Genomic DNA, 17,820 nt, shown 5'->3' on the forward strand with positions numbered 1-17,820 from the left:
GCGCGCCGCAGTGCGGCCGCCGCAAATCGAACGCGGTGTTGCCGCTGAAGCGGGACAGCGCGGCAGAGACACGACACGCGCGCGGCATAGACAAAACACCAGCGCGGCATCAAGGCACCCCACCTGCAGCAACGACCCGGTGACTCCTTCTCCCACCGGGAGAAGGTGGCGCACAGCGCCGGATGAGGGTGCGGCTGCAGGCAACCATGCAGCCATGCAGCGCATCGATCCTCACTACACATCGATTCGCACCCTATCCAACGACCCGATGATTCCTTCTCCCACCGGGAGAAGGTGGCGCATAGCGCCGGATGAGAGTACGGCTGCAGGCAACCGTGCAGCCATGCAGCACATCACCCCTCACCACACATCGATTCGCTCCCTATCCCACGACCCGATGACTCCTTCTCCCACCGGGAGAAGGTGGCGCGTAGCGCCGGATGAGGGTACGGCTACAGGTAACCATGCAGCCATGCAGCACATCGCCCCTCACCAGACATAGATCCGCAGCACCCCACGATTTCACACAACAGTTGCGTTCGTTTCATCAGCCGCTTGCGCGCATGTCGATAGCATCGAACCACCTTTTACAGTGATCGAGCGCATCGCAATGCGGATGCGCTTGGCAGGAGATTCCATGCGCGCAGCCATCCATACCCAATTCGGCGATCCCGCCAAGGTGCTTGAACTCGGCGAGCGGCCCGTGCCGCAGCCCGGTAAGGGGCAGGTGCGCATCGCCATGCGCCGCTCACCCATCCACAACCACGACCTGTGGACCGTGCGCGGCAACTACGGCTACAAGCCGGAACTGCCGGCGATCGGTGGCAGCGAAGGGGCCGGCGTCATTGACGCCCTGGGCGAGGGCGTGGAAGGCCTGCAGACCGGGCAGCGCGTGGTCGCGGCCGGCGTCCACGAAAGCTGGGCCGAGTATTTCCTGGCCGATGCAGCCGGCGTGGTCCCGCTGCCCGACGCACTGGACGACGACCGCGGTTGCCAGTTGATCGCCATGCCCCTGAGCGCCCTGATGCTGATCGAATTCCTGCGCGTGGAAAAAGGCGACTGGATCGTGCAGAACACCGCCAATGGCGCCGTCGGCAAGACCGTGGCCATGCTTGCCGCCGCACGCGGCATCAACGTGATCAACCTGGTCCGCCGCGATGCGGGCGTGGACGAACTCAAGGCGCTGGGCATCGGCAATGCTGTTTCCACCGCGCAGGACGGCTGGCAGGACACCGTGCGCGCGCTGGCCGGCGATGCGCCGATCATCCGCGCCGTCGATTCGGTCGCCGGCAGTGCTGCCGGCGACTTGATGGGGCTGCTGGCCGAAGGCGGCGAGCTGGTGTCGTTCGGGTCGATGACCGGCGAGCCGCTGCAGATCTCCAGCGGCGATGTGATTTTCAAGCAGGCGACCGTGCGCGGCTTCTGGGGCAGTAAGGTGATGCAGGCCACAAAATCAGAGGACAAGCGCCGCATGATCGGCGAGCTGTTGAAGGCCGCCGTCGATGGCAGCCTGGTCTTGCCGGTGGAAGCGGTGTTCGACCTGAAAGATGCGGCCAAGGCGGCGGCGGCAAGTGACGAGCCAGGCCGGCGCGGCAAGATCCTGTTGCGTGCTGGCTGACAGGCGCGTGGCTTAGCAAAAAGAGTGTCAGGAGGTTCGGGGCTGGTCGTGATCGGAGCAGTCCGTGTGCGGCCGAAGTAGAGCAACTGCGGCCAGAGTGGAACAACGCGGCCAGGGTAGGAATCTGTGGCGACCACGACCGACGCCGCACTCGCTTTTGTACTCCAATCCGAATCCACACCCAACTGCATCTGCACTCAAATCCGGAACAGGGCAGGAGCAGCGCCGGGCAGCAGAAGGTGCAGCAGAAGGACCGAAATCGGGCCCCATGTCCGTAGACAAATTCAAACCTGTAAACCGATTCGAATCGCGCCCGTCCCCTCATCCGCCCCTGCGGGGCACCTTCTCCCGCAGGCGGGAGAAGGCAGTCCGCCGATCGCTGCTCTGAAGCCCCTCTCCCGCCTGCGGGAGAGGGGTTGGGGGTGAGGGGACGGCTTGCGAGGCACGGTGCGTCCACTCCGCGTGCTGCTTCACCACTGCTACAAAGTCGATCAGCCTAGGTCACGCCAGACCAGCGCCTGTAAAGGATCGCCGGACACCTGACACCGAAGCGCGGGTCCAAGCGCACCTGCCCTCGCAACGAAGGTCCAGGTCCGGGCAAAGCCCCCAACGCCTCAAGCGGGCTCGTCGGGCACCAGCTCCATTTCCAGCCGAATAATGCAGTCCTTGATCTGCAATTTGCGCTTCTTCAGGCGCTTCATCTGCAGCTCGTCTTCCAGGTTCGCGGGCATGCGCTGGATTTCGTCGTCCAACGCACGGTGCGTGCGTCGCAACTCGGCGATCTGTTCGACGATCTCGGCGGGTGAGAGGGTTTCCACGCCCCGAGCATACACAACCCCGGGCGACCCGCGTCACCCGCGCTTGCCAAGTGGCCGCAGGCTGCGACAATGCGTGTGCGTCGTTGGGGATAACGGCGGCGCGCCTCACCCCATCATTGCCGCGCGGCCACGGCCGTCGAGAAAGGAGTCTTTACGATGCGTTTGCGTTCTTCCCTGCTGGCCCTGAGCCTGCTCACCGCCGCCAACCTGGCCTCGGCCGCCGATGTGGCCAAGTACGACGGCTTTCTGTGCTGCAACCTGCGCACCGACGGCAGTTGGATCAGCGACAGCAACTACGCCGAAGACGGCAAGCGCGTGCTCCCCGTCGGCACCCCGGTCAGCGTCACCGGCTTTGGCCGTAACCGCGTCAACCTCAAGATCGCCGGCGAAAAGCAGTCCATCGGCAACGATTACAGCCGCGACCTGGACAACACCGCCTTCGCCGCCCGCTACATCGTCACCGCCGATCCCAAGCTCAAGCTCGCCACCTTCCCGCCGAAGATCCGCCAGGCCATCGTGGACGGCAAGCTCACCGGCGGCATGACCCGCGAACAGGTGCTCATGGCGGTCGGCTACCCGATCAGCAGCGAGAACCCGAATCTGGAAGCCTCGTTGTGGCGCTACTGGCGCGACAGCTTCGCCGAGTACCAGGTTCAGTTCGGCCCCAGCGGCAAGCTGGTCAAGGTGACCGCCGACCCGCAGTTGATGAATCTGGTCTGGGTGCCTTGATTTCACATGGCGGCCGTGTTCCGTGCGCGGTCGCCACTTAGCTGGTTCGTCATCGCGGCACCTCTGCAGATCACAGAGAGCGCACCGCGCTTCGACCAGCGTGCGGGACACCATTCAAGCAGACGCCCATGCCGTTTCTCTGTGGCCCAAAAAACTCGCGTTTCACCTACACAGGGAGCTTGTGTCCACATCTGGATCTGGCCTTGCGCTCTACAGCCCGCTCACTCGGCGAAGCGATTTTGGAATATGAGGCGCATTTCAACACCAAGATAGAACCGCTGGCTGAGCCATTCGAAGGAAATCCTGAGAATGTCGGAAAGTACTTCCACCTGATTGACCTCGATGACAGCGCAAATCGGATTGTCGACATTCATATCTTTCGTAAAAATAGCGAAATATGCGTCAAGCAGGATCTCGACTTCCCATTGGAACCCGACGATGTCGTTGAATTAGGTGGGCTGATCTGTTGATGGCTGTCAGCATCGCACGGTGCGCCCCAACAAAGCGCGCATCTTGTTTTGCAGTTAATGACCGCAATTTTTCTCAGCTTTCTATCTCAACAAAGATAGCGGAAACATCTTCTGTAACATTGCTGAGTGATGAGTGGATCTCGCCGAGTCCAGAGAGATCGTTTTCTAGTTGTGCTTCCTAGCAAGGAATTGGCGATGGAATTGGGCTTGATCATGCTGAGTTGCGAACAGAAGGCATGTTGTCGGTATTGCGAACAGACCAAAGACTTGCTTGCGGATGTCATCGTGTATCCGGGCATGGTTCTGATCTGCCAGCGTTGCCTTTGAGAAGGGCCTGGCGTTGTAAGCAAAGCGCTTGGGTTGGATATCACGATGTTTGAGTTCTCCTAGTAAGCAACAGGCATCTTCCGGCTGCAGTCGTTTATCTATCCTCCGATATAAGACGATCGGTGGATTTCGCCCTCATGAGAAGAGAACAAGTTAATGACAAATCCATACGACTCTTCGCCGATCCACTCAGCGATTTACTCGCTCAACGACACTATGGTAACCACAGCGCTGGAGCTTCCTGGACATCGAATCATCCGCAACCTGGGCTTGGTGCGCGGTATCACCGTGAGGTCGCGCTCAATCGTCGGCAACTTCTTCGGCAGTCTGCAGAGCTTGTTCGGCGGCAACATCACCATCTACACCGAACTGTGCGAACAGGCACGCTCGGAGACCTATCGCGACATGGTGCAGCATGCCAGGCAACTTGGCGCCAACGCCGTCATTGCGGTGCGCTACGACGCTACCGAGTTGATGGCCGGCCTGACCGAAGTCCTGTGCTATGGCACCGCAGTCGTCGTCGAGGCGCAGCATGCATAGCGGGTCAAGCATTCACCGAGGGGGCTCCGTGAAACTGCGGTGCGTGGCGGTGGTCGTCTTCGTTATGGCAACTTGGCTGCCGGCGGTGCAGGCCTCGAGCTCGTCCACCTTCATGTCCGAAGTCGGGAAAGTGTCGCCGGTATACGAGCGTCTGGCCAACTCTGCCGAGTCAGAGCGCCTTATCGATGAAGGTAGGAAGAGCGAGGTCAATGCAAGGTTGAAGCGACTGGTGCCGGAGACAAGCAAAAGCGCGTATGACGCGTTTGTCCTGTCCAATATCCTCTACCGAGCCGATGTCGCTGCCAGTGACGCCTACATGAAGCTCGCTGACGAAAAGCTTCCTGGCAATCCATTCATCATATTCGAGCGAGGTATGCGCGAACACCGCGCGGGACGCTGTGATATCGCGCTGCCTCTGTACGAAAAAGCCGCGAAACTGCTGCCAAGGTCGCAAGTGCCGGATCGCCTGTGGGCCTACATCACGCACTGCCGCCTCGTGCTTGAGGATGCACGCGGAGCTGTCGCCGCCTGGACACATGTGGACTTCAAGGAGAAACACACGGCGATCGAGAAATCGATGTATGACATCTTCTCGACGACAGATCCGGACGCCGAAAGAGAGCGCTTGATCACGTCCATCCGTGCAGGGGCAGCAGGTGACGTTTGTACGTTGATCAAACTCGACAAGAATTGGGAAATCGACTGGTGGAATGCGAAAAAGCAGCCCGAGTACCTTGCGTATGACATTGCACTTGTCAGGTCATTGTGCAGGAACGACAAGAAGATTCAGAAAGTTGCGGGGCTGTGTATCGACGCGGTGGACCTCGATGACGATAAATTCAGACGCCTTATCGCCTCGGCGGGTTATTGGGGAGAGGGTGCCCGGTTGCCGGAAGATCCGATAGCGAGCTATACGTTGATCAGTCAGTTGCAGAAACGAAAGATGGCGACGGCGGACGAGATCTTCCAGCGTTACGGCGCGGCGCTGGAGCAGCGCTACAAGCGGATGCCCTCCGATCGTTCGACGCTGGATCTGCTGGCGTTTCTGTACAGCGCGACAGGGCGAAGCAAGCAACTCCAACCGATAGACCTGTACGGCTGGAAGACACTGAAGATCGAGGCCTATGCGCTGAGCTATCTGAAAGGCCTGACCGAGGCAAACGCCGGGTACTCCGCTGCGCTTGCGCAGGCCGCACGCGACTTCCCCAATAGCGCCGAAATTCAGCGGCTCAACCTTGTGCTACATGCTAAGTCCGACGATAAGGTGACGTATTTGATGCGTTATGTTGCAGCGCAGTTTCCGAATGTGCAGGAGCATCTAAGCGGGCGCTATCGGCTCGATGATTTCATGGCGGCGTTGAAGAACGAGCTGAAGGTCTCGGCTCCAAAAAAGTAGCGGCGCAGGATGCTTTATCGTCTGGGCCTGTGCGCCGTCTGGAGCCGCCGGCGCCAGGTATGAATCGCCTCAGATGACTATTAGTGGTCCCTCGTGGCATGGCTGGGACGTGCACGCGTTGCAAGAAAGCGGAGGTGAGCTCACCCCTTCAGAAAGCGACGCTGTGCATTTTTCAGCAGTGGGCAAGACCCGACCAAGACTGCCTTACGCTCAACTCTCAGGGCAGGCTCCGGCTACACGACTTGGCGGGACGCCTGGATGTTAGAAGATACAGATCGCTGACCGCCAAGGCGCTAAGCTTCTGTATCGGCCAACCAGGCGCCACACAGCGAATCAACCATGCAGCGAAATCTGGATCTGTATCCCAAAGACGATAACGGCGACACCTTGTGGCACATTGCGGAGCAGGGCGTGGATCTTTCCAAGCCACGCGAGGTCGCGTTTTCCGTGGTGTTCCCGAGCAAAGAGTCCGCACTGGAATTTTCGGTGACGTTGCTGCGCTTTGAGCAAAAGGTACGTTGCTGCCATTACCCGGAAAACACCGCGTTTCCGATGGATGTCACGGTGTATCCGACCATGGTGCCGACATACAAGGCGATTTGCGCGTTCGAGGAGGAGTTGGCGACAGAAGCCAAGCCCTTGGGTGGGTTGAACGATGGATGGGAATTTTCTGTAGACACCAAAGACGTCTGATGTGCGCGGCAGGTGCGTTGGAGAGCGCGGCGTGCGGGCTCTCCAACAGGTTGGGCCACATCAACGCGATGATTGCGGGACGCGGCGCAGCTGTGACACGTCGTAGCCCATTGCCGCAATGCGCGCGAGCGCCTGCTGATAATCGGCATCGGAGACCTGCGGGGTCCGTGCCATGTACCAGACGTAATCGCGCTTGCTGCGCGCCACGATGGTCTGGGTGTAGTCGGCATCGCGCCAGGCGATGACATATTCGGCCTTGAACGGCCAGAGGAATTGCATGCTCCATAGCGCGCCGTTGCCATTCTCTGCGACTTGGCCGATCGGGTGCATGGACTTGAGCGGGGCCTGGAAGCTGCCTTTGCGGAAAGTGAAGGTGGTCTGGATACGGCCATCCTGTCGCAGGGCATAACTCTCTACTGCGTCGTAGGCTTTGCGTTCTGGACGGGTTGGAATATGTGCGATGACATACCAGTCGCCCATGAAGCGCGGCACGTCAACGCTGTCTGCGCGGGGCAGTGCGGCGCGCGGCTCGCTGCCGCTTGCATTGCCGTAGACCGCAAGGGTGAGTAAGAACAGCATCGACGCCTGGCGCATGGCAACCTCTCTCAACAGTCTCAGTGCAGAGGCATACGTTGCGACGATGCGTGTGGATGCAGCGTGCAATGCGCTGCCTATCGAAAGGCGCGTTGGGTTCCCGTTGGTTGACGGGCTCTACCCTTGCAAGGACGGCTCGGACGCATTGAAGAATGCGATGGCTGCGATGGCTGCGGTGATCACGGGCGGTAGCAGGCAGGTTTGCACGATCTCCCACATCGGCTCGACAGCTGGCTCGCGAGTGTGACGATCAGGTGCTATGCCGGTGCGAGGTCGGGAGCGAGCTTAGGGCAACGCTGCATAAGTCTTGTCATCCAGGCGATAGCGTGAGGCCATGGACGTGAATCGCTGGCTTGCGAGGCCCTGGAGTTTCTGCTTTCGCGGGAATGACTGGCGCGGGGGACTTGATGAGCGTTGCCTTACAGCGACTGATACGTCACGAGCAGTCATCAGATGGATGTGAACGGCGTACTCAGCACTGGAGTGTACGGGTGGTTGGTGCCGCGCCGAGGACCGGCTGAGCCTGCCTGGCCATCAGCCGATGTCGTTCTGTCAGCCGCTCTGATGCGCATTCGGCCGGCGACCCCATGATGGACAGACAGCAGCGAACTTGATCGCCACCGCCATCTCACCAAGGCGAGACAGCATCTTTTCCGTACGGATAAATCGTCGCGATCGTTCCGTCCCCCAGATGTTCCAGCGGTGCCATCTTGATGTTGCGCAGATGGGTCTGGCCGCCCGATACCACCGCGTCGTGATAGAACAAATACCAATGGCCGTCGAACGCGCAGATGGAGTGGTGGGTGGTCCAGCCGATCACCGGCTGCATCAGTACGCCCTGGTAGCGGAATGGGCCATACGGCGAGTCGCTGGTGGCGTAGCAGATCAGGTGCGTATCGCCGGTGGAATACGACAGGTAGTAACGACCGGCGTGGCGGTGCAGCCAGGGGCCTTCGAAGAAGCGACGGTCGAGGTCGTCGGCGCGTAGCGGGGCGCCGTGTTCGTCGAGGATGACGATCTCGCGCGTGGGTTCGGCCAGTGCGGTCATGCTCTCGTGCAGCCGCGCCACGCGCGGGCCCAGTGCGGGCGCATCGCCCACCGGTTCCTGGTTGGTCTGCGCGTAGACGTTGTCGCGGTAGTGCTGCAGCTGACCACCCCAGATGCCGCCGAAGTACAGGTAATGCGCGCCATCGTCGTCGGCGAACACGGCCGGGTCGATTGAGTAGGTGCCGGCGATCGGTTCGGCTTCGGCGATGAAGGGGCCGTGGGGTTGATCGCCGACTGCCACACCGATCTGGAAGATGCCGTCGGCGCGCTTTGCCGGGAAATACAAATAGGTCTTGCCATTGCGTTGCGCTGCATCCGGTGCCCACATCTGGCGCTGGGCCCACGGCACGTCGCGCACGTGCAGCACTTCGCCCAGGTCTTCGACCGGCGCGTTGGGATGCGCCATGCGAAAGACGTGGTAATCCTCCATGCCGAAATGCGAGCCGTCGTCGCTGAAGGCCACGCCGGCATCGATGTCGTGCGAGGGATAGATGTACAGCGCGCCGTCGAAGACGTGCGCGGACGGGTCGGCGGTGTAGAGATGGGTGACCAGCGGTGCGGAAATGGCGGTGCGCGCCAGCGCCTGCAGTGTGGCGGCTTGCAGTTCATCGGACATGCGCGGACCTGTGCATGAGGTGGAAGGAAGGGGTTAGGGCGACGCGAGCGGAGCGGCCTGACGGCGCACGCCCAGTTCGCGTTCGATGCGGGATTCCAGCGGCTTGTCGATCTCGTAAAACACCAGCAGTGCGGTGCCGAGCAGGAACGGGATGGACGCATACACGCTGATGGCTAGCCGAATGCCGTCGGTGACCGCGCCGCTTTGCTGCGGCAGCGCGGCGTCGTAGCCATAGATGGCAAGCAGGCCGGCGACCAGTGCACCGCCGACGCTCAGGCCGATCTTCAGGCCGCACAACATCGCCGAAAAAATGATGGCGGTGGCACGGCGGTGGTTCTTCCACTCCGAGTAATCGGCCACGTCGGCAATCATCGCCCACAGCAACGGGATGGTGATGCCATAGAAAAAGCCGTGCAGCACATAGGAGCCGAATACCCAGCCGATGGCAGTCGCCGGATAGACATAGAACGCCAGCAGAAACAGCGTGGAAATCAGCAGCGCCCCACCAAACACATTGCGCTTGCCGTAGCGGTCGGCCAGGCGTTTGGAAAACCCGATGCCGACGATCATGGCCAGGATGCCGCCGGCACTGAACACACTGAACGCTGAGGTTGGCGCGTCTTGCGGCCACTGCAAGGCGCTCATGCCGGCGCCGGTCAGCACGCTGTTGATTGCGGCAATAAACCGGTTGAATCCGGCGGCATCGAGAAAGTGAGTCAGCGCGCCCGCGTCGAGGGTGTACTTGAAGTAGTAGATGTACATCCCGCCCTTCATGGCGAGATTGATGAAGACCAGAATAGTCAGCGCCAGCATTACCAGCCAGGGTTTGTTGCGTACCAGGTCGGTGAGGTCCTGTCGCACGCTACTGCGTTGTTCGGTGATCGGCAGCACGCGCTCGCGGGTGGTGAAAAAGGTGATCAGAAAGCACAGCGTGCCGACCGCGGCGAACAACCCCATGGTGTTGCGAAAGCCTTGTGCCTTGTCGCCATTGCCCAGGATCAGCACCAGCGGCAGCAGCAGGACCTGGATGATGAATTGCGCAAACGTCACCGCCAGAAAGCGATACGCCGACAGGCTGTTGCGCTGCTCCATGCTGCCGGTGAGCACGCCGCTCAGCGCCGAATACGGCAGGTTGTTGGCCACGTAGACCAGCATCAGCAAGGCGTAGGTGGCAAATGCGTAGGTGATCTTGCCGTGCTCGCCCAGCGCAGGTGTATTGAAAGCTGCCAGCGACAGTGCGCCAAACGGCAGTGCGGTCCACAGGATCCACGGGCGGAATTTGCCCCAGCGGGTGCGGGTGCGATCGGCCAGGATGCCGATGATGGGCGTAAACACGAACGCGCCCAGCAGGCCGACCACGAAGATCAACGTGGCCGCCGCGCTCGCCGGGATGCGGAATACGTCGGTGTAGAAGAACGCCAAAAACGTCACCAGCGTCTGGAAGATCAGATTGGCAGCCAGGTCGCCCAGGCTGTAGCCGATCTTTTCGCGCACGGAGAGCTGCTGTGATCGATCGTTCATGAGGTGAGGCAGGCTCGAAGAGTGCTGCGGAAAACGCCGCGGCGCGCGCTACGCCGCTGGCCGCGATCCCTCTGGATCGCGGTTGCAGGCGCAGTGCCTGAAGTGTCGGGCAAAACCTCGTGCGCCGTCGTGCAGGCATGTTGGACGGCGCGCGGCAGACGGAGTGCACGCGAATCACGCGTGCACTCCGAATACCCGCTACACCCGGCAGCCAGCGGCGAGCGCGTCTCGATGGACACTGTCAAAACGTGCCGCGGATGCCGAGCATGACGGTGCGCCCGGGCTCGTACAGATCGTAGGTAGCGTTGGGCCACGCATAGGTGGTGCGCAGCGGCTCGTCGGTGATGTTGGTGACGTTGAGCGTGATTTGCGGCTTGGAAGGCAGCCAGTCCAGCGCGTAGCTGGCCGACAGATCCAGCTGGCCGCGTGCATCGGCATTCAGGCGTGCGTACGGGATGCCGTTCTGGTTGGCGCCGGAGATCACCATGTCGTCGTTCCAGGTGTAGGAAAGGCGCACCGAGGCGGCGTTCTTCTCCCAGTACACGGTGCCGTTCCACAGATTGGGCGCCACACCGACGGCCACTGCCGGGATGCCTTCGCCTTCCGAGGATTGGGTGACATGGGTGTAGTTCACGCTGAAGCCCATGCCGTCGACCAGCTTGTCCAACGGCTGCACCCAGATCGCTTCGGTGCCGCGGATGTTGAGCACGCCATCGGCGTTGACCTGGGTCTGCACGTCCACCGTGGCGGCATTGGGGCCACCGCGCTGGTCCAGGCCGGCTTGCTGGATCGGCAGCAGGCTCTCGTAGGGCACACCAAGATCGTTGAAGGGAATGCGCCGCACGCCATTGACGGTGAAGCCGCTGATGCGCTTGTTGAACAGCGTCAGGCCCACATAGCCTTCGCCGCCGGTGTACCACTCGCCGCCGAAGTCGACATTGGTGGACAGATACGGCGCCAGGTTCGGATTGCCCTGGGTCGCGGTCTGTGCGGACGGGTCGCTGAAGTTGGTATTGGGCAACATCGCGCTCGGGTCCGGGCGCGTGAGCGTGCGCGAGCTGGACAGGCGCAGCACCACGTTGTCGGCCACATCCCAGGCCGCGTTGAACGAGGGCAGGGTTTCGGCGTAATCGGAATCGAGCACCTGCACGCGGCGGATGCCGTTGATGGTGACCGGGCCGGTGATGGTCTGGTCGGTGGTGACGTAACGCACACCGGCGTTGAAGCGCAGCGTGCGGTTCCACACTTCGGTTTCGGCGTTGGTTTCGATATAGAAACCCAGGTTCTTTTCGCGGATGCCGCCGGCCGAGGCGCCGGTGTTGGCGGAGTTGGTTTCCGGGGCGGAATCGCGTAGCGCGTAATAGTTGGTGTCGCCCAGGAAACGGTTGAAGTCGGCGGTGATGAAGCCGCCCGGGCCGGGCCGCAAGTAACTGGCCAGGGCCGCATTCGGGACTGCGGAGCCGGGGCCGCCGTTGCACACGTTGCCGCCACCGCCGCGACACACCACCTGCTCCCAGGCAATGCTGTTGTCGAAGCCGCGAATGGTGCGCTCGGCCTGGTCGTATGCGGCGCCGATCTTGATGTTGCGCTTGTCTTCGCCGAACTGCAGATCGGCACGTCCACCACGGGTCTGGGTGACGCGTTTTTCGTTCTGGATATTGACCCGTCCGCCGCTCCAGCCCCAGCCCAGGTTCGGGTCGTTGAGATCCAGCGGGCTGCTGATCGACGGGCGGTCGCCGCCTTGGTTGCGGTAATCGACGGTGGTGAACGGCGAGGTGACCAGGATGCTGGGCGACTCGCGATCCAGCCAGCTGCGCGTGGCGTTGGCCTGCACGTTGAGCTTGATGTCCTGCTCGGCACCGAACAGCAGTTCGGCACCGGGATTGACGCTCCAGAACTTGACCTCTTCGCGGTACGGGCGCGCTTCCAGGAAATACTGCGCGTTGGCAAAGGTGGCGCTGGTGACCACGTTGTTCTGATCCAGCTGCATGCCCAGCGGGATCATGTTGCCGTTGCGGCCGATCAGATTCATGCTGATCCGCTCGGTGGTGCGCTTGGCTTCGGAATACAGCGTGTCCAGGTAGAAATGCATGCTGTCGGAGGGGCGCCATTCCAGCGACATCACCGACGCATCGCGGTCGCGATCGCCATTCATGTACACGCTGCGGCCCAGGCGCGGAATCAATGCATCGCTGATCTGGTCGATGCTCAAGCCGGGGTTGCGCGCCAGCAGCCATGCCGCGTCGATGGTTTCGCCGGTGGTCAAGCCGCTGCCGGCGGTGGCCGGCACGCGGTCGGGAATGCGCCAGTTGCCGCCGCCGTTGACGTTGCAGGCCGCCGGTTGATTGGTCGCCGGCGTGCCTGCAGGCGGGGTGAGCCCACATTGGGTGTAGGTGAGGCCGGGGTTGGTCCAGCCCACGCTTTCGAAGCCGCGCACGCCCAGCTTGCTGCGCACCGAGGCCACGCCGAACAACGCGCCGAGCGTGCCTGCTTCGTTGGTCCAGCTGCCCATGAAGGCGCCACGCGGGGTGGTCTTTTCGCTGGTGCTGTTCCAGTCGGCCTGCGCCTGGTAGGTGAAGTGCACGCCGGGGCGATCGAACGGGCGCGCGCTGCGCATGTCCACTACACCGGAAACGCCGCCTTCGAGCATGCTGGCGGTGGGCGTCTTGCTCACGGTGAGCTGGGTGAAGAATTCGGTGGGAAACAGGTTCAGATCGACTTCGCGATTCTGGTTCTGCGCATTCAGACCGATCGAGGCGGTGGCGATGCTGGCGCCGTTGAGCGTGGTCTTGGTGAAGCTGGTGCCCAGGCCGCGGATGGCGATGTTGAGGCCTTCGCCATTGACGTCGCGCGAGAGCTGCACGCCGGGGATGCGGTTGAGCGACTCGGCGATATTCATGTCCGGAAATTTGCCGATGTCCTCGGCAAACACGGTGTCGGCAAAGCCGACCGAGTCGCGCTTGGCATCGGTGGAAAACTGGATGCTGCGTCGGTAGCCGGAGACGGTGACGGTGTCGAGCTGGGTCACTGCGTCATTGTTGCCGGCCGTGGCCGGTGGCGTTTGCGCGGCGCTGTCGGCGTCGGTGGACTGTGCCCAGGCGGCAGTGCTGGTCATGCCCAGCAGGATGGACCCCAACGCGCAGGACAACGCGGTTCGTGCGTAGCTGTTCTTCACCGTATTCCCTTCCCTAACAGGTGAGCAGATGTCCCACGCATCGCCCCTGCGTAGGGAGTGCCGCTGCCCGGAATCGGCGCGACGATGATGCGATGGGGGAGACGGGCGATCAGTGGCGCTGGATGTTAGCGCTACCAAATTCAGAACATCACGCTGCAGGGCAGCATAGTTGCCGGGGCATAGCGAAGCGGCGCTGCCATGACGCTGCACCGCGAGCACGCAACGCCGACGGGCGGTCGCCGCGTGCTGCACTGCGCGATGGATTCCTGCGTGCAGCGTGGTAATGGTAGCGCTATCACCCGTGGCGCAAGGCCACCTTCGTGCAGGTGCAGTGGTCGATGAATCGAATCGGACAACGCGCAAGCGACATGCTGCTTGCGCCCTTGCTTGCCGCGATGCGCAGCAGGTATCGCGACAACGCAGGCGACACGGTTGCGCGCGTGCAGGAGCCTTGCCCATGAGCGATGCGCCTGCGGCCGATGCTGCCGGCCCCGGAGCGCGCCTGGGCCGGGTGCGCTGGCGCGTCTGCGCGCTGCTGCTGGCAGCGACCACCATCAACTACGTGGACCGCCAGGTGCTGGGCGTGCTTGCGCCGTTCTTGCAGACGCAGATCGGCTGGAACGAGATCCAGTACGGTTACATCGTCACTGCGTTTCAGGCGGCGTATGCGCTGGGCCTGTTGTGCAGCGGTGCGGTGATCGACCGCTTCGGGACGCGGCTTGGCTATGCGTTGGCGATCGGGGTGTGGAGTCTGGCGGCGATGGGCCACGCGTTGGCGACCAGCGTGGTGGGCTTTGCGATTGCGCGGTTTTTCCTGGGGCTGGGCGAGTCCGGCAACTTTCCCGCCGCGCTCAAGACCGTGGCCGAATGGTTCCCGCGCCGCGAGCGCGCGCTGGCCACCGGCATCTTCAATTCCGGCTCCAACATCGGTGCCATCGTCGCGCCCTTGCTGGTGCCGGTGATCGCTACTGCCTGGGGCTGGCAGGCGGCATTTCTGTTTACCGGCATCTTGAGCGCTACCTGGCTGGTGGTGTGGTGGTGCAGTTACCACGCGCCCGAGCAGCAACCCGGTCTGTCGAGCGCAGAACTTGCGCACATCCGCAGCGATGCACATGAGCCGGTGCAAGCGCGGTTGTCGTGGCTGCAGGTGCTGCGGCATCGCCAGGCCTGGGCGTTCGTGCTGGGCAAGTTCATCACCGACCCGATCTGGTGGTTCTTCCTGTTCTGGTTGCCTAAATTCCTGCATGCCGAGTACGGCCTGAGTCTGCTGCAGCTGGGTGCGCCATTGATCGTGATCTTCGTGCTGGCCGATATCGGCAGCATCGCCGGTGGCTGGGTTGCCGGGCGCTTCATCGCGCGCGGCTGGAGCGTCAACCGTGCGCGCAAGACCGCGATGCTGATCTGCGCCGTCTCGGTGGTGCCGATCGTGTTTGCCGCACGCGCAGACAATCTGTGGCTCGCGGTGGGTCTGATCGGCCTGGCCACCGCTGCACACCAGGGCTGGTCGGCTAATCTGTTTACGCTGCCCTCGGACATGTTTCCGCGGCATGCGGTGGCCACCGTGGTGGGCATCGGCGGATTTGCCGGTGCAGTGGGCGGCATGTTGATCGCCACGTTCATCGGGTTTCTACTGCAGGCGACCGGCAGCTACGTGCCGGTGTTTCTGATGGCCGGTTCGGCCTACCTGCTGGCATTGGCGGTCGTGCATGCTCTGGTACCGCGGCTGCAGCCGGCGCAGCTGCCTGCGGCCACCGCAACGCCTCCATCTTCCTGAGGAATCACCATGTCCCTGCACACCGCGAGAATCGCACTGTTGCTGGCAGCAAGCATCGCATCGGTGGCGCAAGCCGCGCCGCTGGCAGCGGGCGCGTCCAAGTTTCTGGGTAGCGCCTACAGCCCGCAACAGGCGCAGGGCTTTGCGCAGTACTGGAACAAGCTCACCCCGGAAAACGGCGGCAAGTGGGGCACGGTGGAGACAGTGCGCGACCAGATGGACTGGCGCACGCTGGATACCGCTTACCGGTTCGCAAAAGCCAACGGCATGCCGTTCCAGATGCATGTGATGGTGTGGGGCAATCAGCAGCCGGAATGGATCAAGACCTTGCCCCCGGCCGAGCAGCGCCGCGAGATCGAGCAGTGGTTTGCGGCCGTGGCCCAGCGCTACCCGGACATCGACCTGCTGGAAGTGGTCAACGAGCCGCTCAACGACCCGCCCAGCAAGGCCGATACCGGCGGCGGCAATTATCTGCAGGCGCTCGGCGGTGACGGCGCCAGCGGCTGGGAGTGGGTACTGCAGTCGTTTCGGCTCGCGCGCCAGCACTTTCCGCATACCAAGCTGATGATCAACGACTACAGCATCACCAACAGCGCGCAGGCTACGCAGAAGTATCTGCAGATCGTGCGGTTGCTGCAGCGCGAACAGTTGGTCGATGCCATCGGCATCCAGGAGCATGCATTCGAGACCACGCCAAACGTGGCGATGTCGGTGCATCGCACCAATCTGGATGCATTGGCCGCCACCGGCTTGCCGATTTACATCACCGAATTCGATCTGGATGGGCCAAGCGATGCGCAGCAGCTGGCCGATTACCAGCGCGTGTTTCCGATCTTCTGGGAGCACCCGGCGGTGCGCGGCATCACGCTGTGGGGATTCCGCCCCGGCCTGTGGCGCGATAAGGAAGCCGCCTACCTGGTGCGTGGCGATGGCAGCGAGCGCCCGGCGATGACCTGGTTACGCGATTACGTGGCTGCCCATCCCGGCACGCCTGCGCCCTGACGCGCGCGTTGCACGACCCATCTCAACTGTTCGGTGCCCGACCCCATGCCCACCTCCTTGCCGCTGACCTGGCACGACGACCGCCTGTTGCCAGCCGACCCCGGCACGCGGGCGATTGCGCGCCGGTTGTATGCGCAGATCGCCACGCTCCCCATCATCAGCCCGCATGGCCATACCGACCCGGCCTGGTTCGCGACCAATGCCGCGTTCGCCAATGCCACCGAACTGTTGCTGGTGCCCGATCACTACGTGTTCCGCATGTTGTATAGCCAGGGCATCGATCTGGATGCGTTGGGTATCCCGCACGCCGATGGCACGCGCGCACCGGTGGACCCGCGCGCGGCATGGCGCGTGTTTGCTACGCACTACACGTTGCTGCGCGGCACGCCGTCGGCGGTGTGGCTGAATCATGTCTTCCACACCGTCTTCGATCTGCGCATCCGCCTGGATGCTGGCACTGCCGATCATTACTACGACCACATCACCGCCGCGCTGCAGACACCAGGCTTTCGTCCGCGTGCGCTGTTCGAGCGTTTCAACATCGAGGTGATCGCCACCACCGAATCGCCGCTGGACACGCTGCAGCATCACGCGACCATTCGCGACAGCGGTTGGGCCGGCCGTGTGGTGACCGCGTACCGCCCGGACCCGGTGGTGGACCCGGAGCATGAGCAGTTTGCCGGTGCGCTGCAGCAGTTCGGTGTGCTTACTGGAGAAGACGTGCTGACCTGGCCAGGCTATCTGCGCGCGCATCGGCAACGCCGCGCATTCTTCGCAGCGCACGGCGCGACCTCCACCGATCATGGACATCCCAGTGCCGCCACCGCCGATCTGTCGCCGGGCGAGGCGCAACGCCTGTTCGACACCGTGGTGCGTGGCGCTGCAACGCCGGAACAGGCCGAGTTGTTCCGCGCACAGGTGCTGACCGAAATGGCGGCGATGAGCCTGGACGATGGCCTGGTGATGCAGCTGCATCCGGGCTGCTTCCGCAATCACAACCGGCCATTGTTTGAGCGCTACGGGCGCGACAAGGGCGCCGATATTCCGATGCGCACCGACTATGTGCATGCGCTCAAGCCATTGCTGGATCGCTACGGCAATGATCCGCGCCTGCGCCTGATCGTGTTCACGCTGGACGAAACCAGCTACAGCCGCGAACTGGCACCTTTGGCCGGCCATTACCCCTCGCTGCTGCTGGGCCCTGCATGGTGGTTTCATGATGCGCCGGAGGGCATGTGGCGCTTCCGCGAGCAGACCCTGGCCAGCGCGGGCTTCTACAACACGGTGGGTTTCAACGACGACACGCGTGCATTCCTGTCGATCCCGGCCCGCCACGATGTCGCGCGGCGGGTAGACAGTGCGTTCCTGGCCAAGCTGGTCGCCGAGCATCGCTTGGAGGAAGACGAAGCAGTGGAGGTGGCGATGGATCTTGCGTATCGGCTGCCCAAACAGGCTTACAAGCTGTGATGCAACCGCAGCGCTGCGTGTGCGGCAGTGATA

14 protein-coding genes are annotated in these 17,820 nt (G+C 62.5%); 9 read left to right on the forward strand and 5 right to left on the reverse strand.

Annotated features, from left to right (window positions below; all coding sequences use genetic code 11):
• Positions 1-637 precede the first annotated feature (637 nt).
• Positions 638-1,618: a zinc-binding dehydrogenase gene (locus VC212_RS21625; protein ID WP_055854676.1), complete on the forward strand. Its 981-nt coding sequence runs from the start codon at positions 638-640 to the stop codon at positions 1,616-1,618.
• Positions 1,619-2,232: 614 nt separating this feature from the next.
• Here the strand turns inward: VC212_RS21625 and VC212_RS21630 are convergent.
• Positions 2,233-2,436, reverse strand: a complete 204-nt coding sequence (locus tag VC212_RS21630) for a YdcH family protein (RefSeq protein WP_055854679.1) — start codon at positions 2,434-2,436, stop codon at positions 2,233-2,235.
• Positions 2,437-2,592: 156 nt separating this feature from the next.
• Here VC212_RS21630 and VC212_RS21635 point away from each other — a divergent pair, with 156 nt between their 5' ends.
• From VC212_RS21635 to VC212_RS21655, 5 genes are all read left to right on the forward strand, one after another.
• A complete protein-coding gene (locus tag VC212_RS21635; RefSeq protein ID WP_055854683.1) occupies positions 2,593-3,165 on the forward strand; it encodes a hypothetical protein in 573 nt (190 codons plus the stop codon).
• A gap of 128 nt (positions 3,166-3,293) precedes the next feature.
• Positions 3,294-3,635: a hypothetical protein gene (locus VC212_RS21640; RefSeq protein WP_153066608.1), complete on the forward strand. Its 342-nt coding sequence runs from the start codon at positions 3,294-3,296 to the stop codon at positions 3,633-3,635.
• A 483-nt stretch (positions 3,636-4,118) separates the two neighbouring features.
• Positions 4,119-4,502, forward strand: a complete 384-nt coding sequence (locus VC212_RS21645; RefSeq protein ID WP_055854686.1) for a YbjQ family protein — start codon at positions 4,119-4,121, stop codon at positions 4,500-4,502.
• A gap of 43 nt (positions 4,503-4,545) precedes the next feature.
• Positions 4,546-5,898, forward strand: coding sequence for a hypothetical protein (locus VC212_RS21650; protein ID WP_055854689.1), 1,353 nt, complete (start codon positions 4,546-4,548; stop codon positions 5,896-5,898).
• Between the two features lie 339 nt (positions 5,899-6,237).
• A complete protein-coding gene (locus VC212_RS21655; protein WP_055854692.1) occupies positions 6,238-6,591 on the forward strand; it encodes a ribonuclease E inhibitor RraB in 354 nt (117 codons plus the stop codon).
• 60 nt (positions 6,592-6,651) lie between these two features.
• Here VC212_RS21655 and VC212_RS21660 read toward each other — a convergent pair whose 3' ends face one another.
• From VC212_RS21660 to VC212_RS21675, 4 genes are all read right to left on the reverse strand, one after another.
• A complete protein-coding gene (locus VC212_RS21660; protein WP_055854696.1) occupies positions 6,652-7,185 on the reverse strand; it encodes a lipocalin family protein in 534 nt (177 codons plus the stop codon).
• Positions 7,186-7,813: 628 nt separating this feature from the next.
• Entirely contained in the window at positions 7,814-8,848 is a 1,035-nt protein-coding gene (locus tag VC212_RS21665; RefSeq protein ID WP_055854699.1) for a glycoside hydrolase family 43 protein, read from the reverse strand.
• A 33-nt stretch (positions 8,849-8,881) separates the two neighbouring features.
• Positions 8,882-10,369 carry an MFS transporter gene (locus VC212_RS21670; protein WP_055854702.1) on the reverse strand — a complete coding sequence of 496 codons (1,488 nt, stop codon included), beginning with the start codon at positions 10,367-10,369 and terminating at the stop codon, positions 8,882-8,884.
• A gap of 241 nt (positions 10,370-10,610) precedes the next feature.
• On the reverse strand, positions 10,611-13,544 hold the full coding sequence (locus tag VC212_RS21675) for a TonB-dependent receptor (protein ID WP_055854705.1): 2,934 nt from the start codon (positions 13,542-13,544) through the stop codon (positions 10,611-10,613).
• A 457-nt stretch (positions 13,545-14,001) separates the two neighbouring features.
• Between VC212_RS21675 and VC212_RS21680 the strand changes: the two genes are divergently transcribed.
• Genes VC212_RS21680 through uxaC form a run of 3 tightly spaced genes read left to right on the forward strand, consistent with a single transcriptional unit; the run spans position 14,002 to position 17,787 of the window.
• Complete coding sequence (locus tag VC212_RS21680) at positions 14,002-15,318, forward strand: MFS transporter (RefSeq protein WP_055854708.1); 1,317 nt, start codon at positions 14,002-14,004, stop codon at positions 15,316-15,318.
• A 9-nt stretch (positions 15,319-15,327) separates the two neighbouring features.
• A complete protein-coding gene (locus VC212_RS21685; RefSeq protein WP_055854711.1) occupies positions 15,328-16,320 on the forward strand; it encodes an endo-1,4-beta-xylanase in 993 nt (330 codons plus the stop codon).
• A gap of 45 nt (positions 16,321-16,365) precedes the next feature.
• Complete coding sequence (gene uxaC / locus VC212_RS21690) at positions 16,366-17,787, forward strand: glucuronate isomerase (protein WP_055854713.1); 1,422 nt, start codon at positions 16,366-16,368, stop codon at positions 17,785-17,787.
• Positions 17,788-17,820: the final 33 nt, after the last annotated feature.

It is taken from the genome of Xanthomonas sp. WHRI 8932A (genome assembly GCF_035012785.1).
In the GTDB taxonomy this organism is placed as follows: Bacteria; Pseudomonadota; Gammaproteobacteria; order Xanthomonadales; family Xanthomonadaceae; genus Xanthomonas.

Coding starts and splice junctions, on each gene's coding strand:
- VC212_RS21625 (WP_055854676.1), top strand. CDS start 638: ATGCGCGCAGCCATCCATACCCAATTCGGCGATCCCGCCAAGGTGCTT.
- VC212_RS21635 (WP_055854683.1), top strand. CDS start 2,593: ATGCGTTTGCGTTCTTCCCTGCTGGCCCTGAGCCTGCTCACCGCCGCC.
- VC212_RS21640 (WP_153066608.1), top strand. CDS start 3,294: ATGCCGTTTCTCTGTGGCCCAAAAAACTCGCGTTTCACCTACACAGGG.
- VC212_RS21645 (WP_055854686.1), top strand. CDS start 4,119: ATGACAAATCCATACGACTCTTCGCCGATCCACTCAGCGATTTACTCG.
- VC212_RS21655 (WP_055854692.1), top strand. CDS start 6,238: ATGCAGCGAAATCTGGATCTGTATCCCAAAGACGATAACGGCGACACC.
- VC212_RS21660 (WP_055854696.1), bottom strand. CDS start 7,185: ATGCGCCAGGCGTCGATGCTGTTCTTACTCACCCTTGCGGTCTACGGC.
- VC212_RS21665 (WP_055854699.1), bottom strand. CDS start 8,848: ATGTCCGATGAACTGCAAGCCGCCACACTGCAGGCGCTGGCGCGCACC.
- VC212_RS21670 (WP_055854702.1), bottom strand. CDS start 10,369: ATGAACGATCGATCACAGCAGCTCTCCGTGCGCGAAAAGATCGGCTAC.
- VC212_RS21680 (WP_055854708.1), top strand. CDS start 14,002: ATGAGCGATGCGCCTGCGGCCGATGCTGCCGGCCCCGGAGCGCGCCTG.
- VC212_RS21685 (WP_055854711.1), top strand. CDS start 15,328: ATGTCCCTGCACACCGCGAGAATCGCACTGTTGCTGGCAGCAAGCATC.
- uxaC (WP_055854713.1), top strand. CDS start 16,366: ATGCCCACCTCCTTGCCGCTGACCTGGCACGACGACCGCCTGTTGCCA.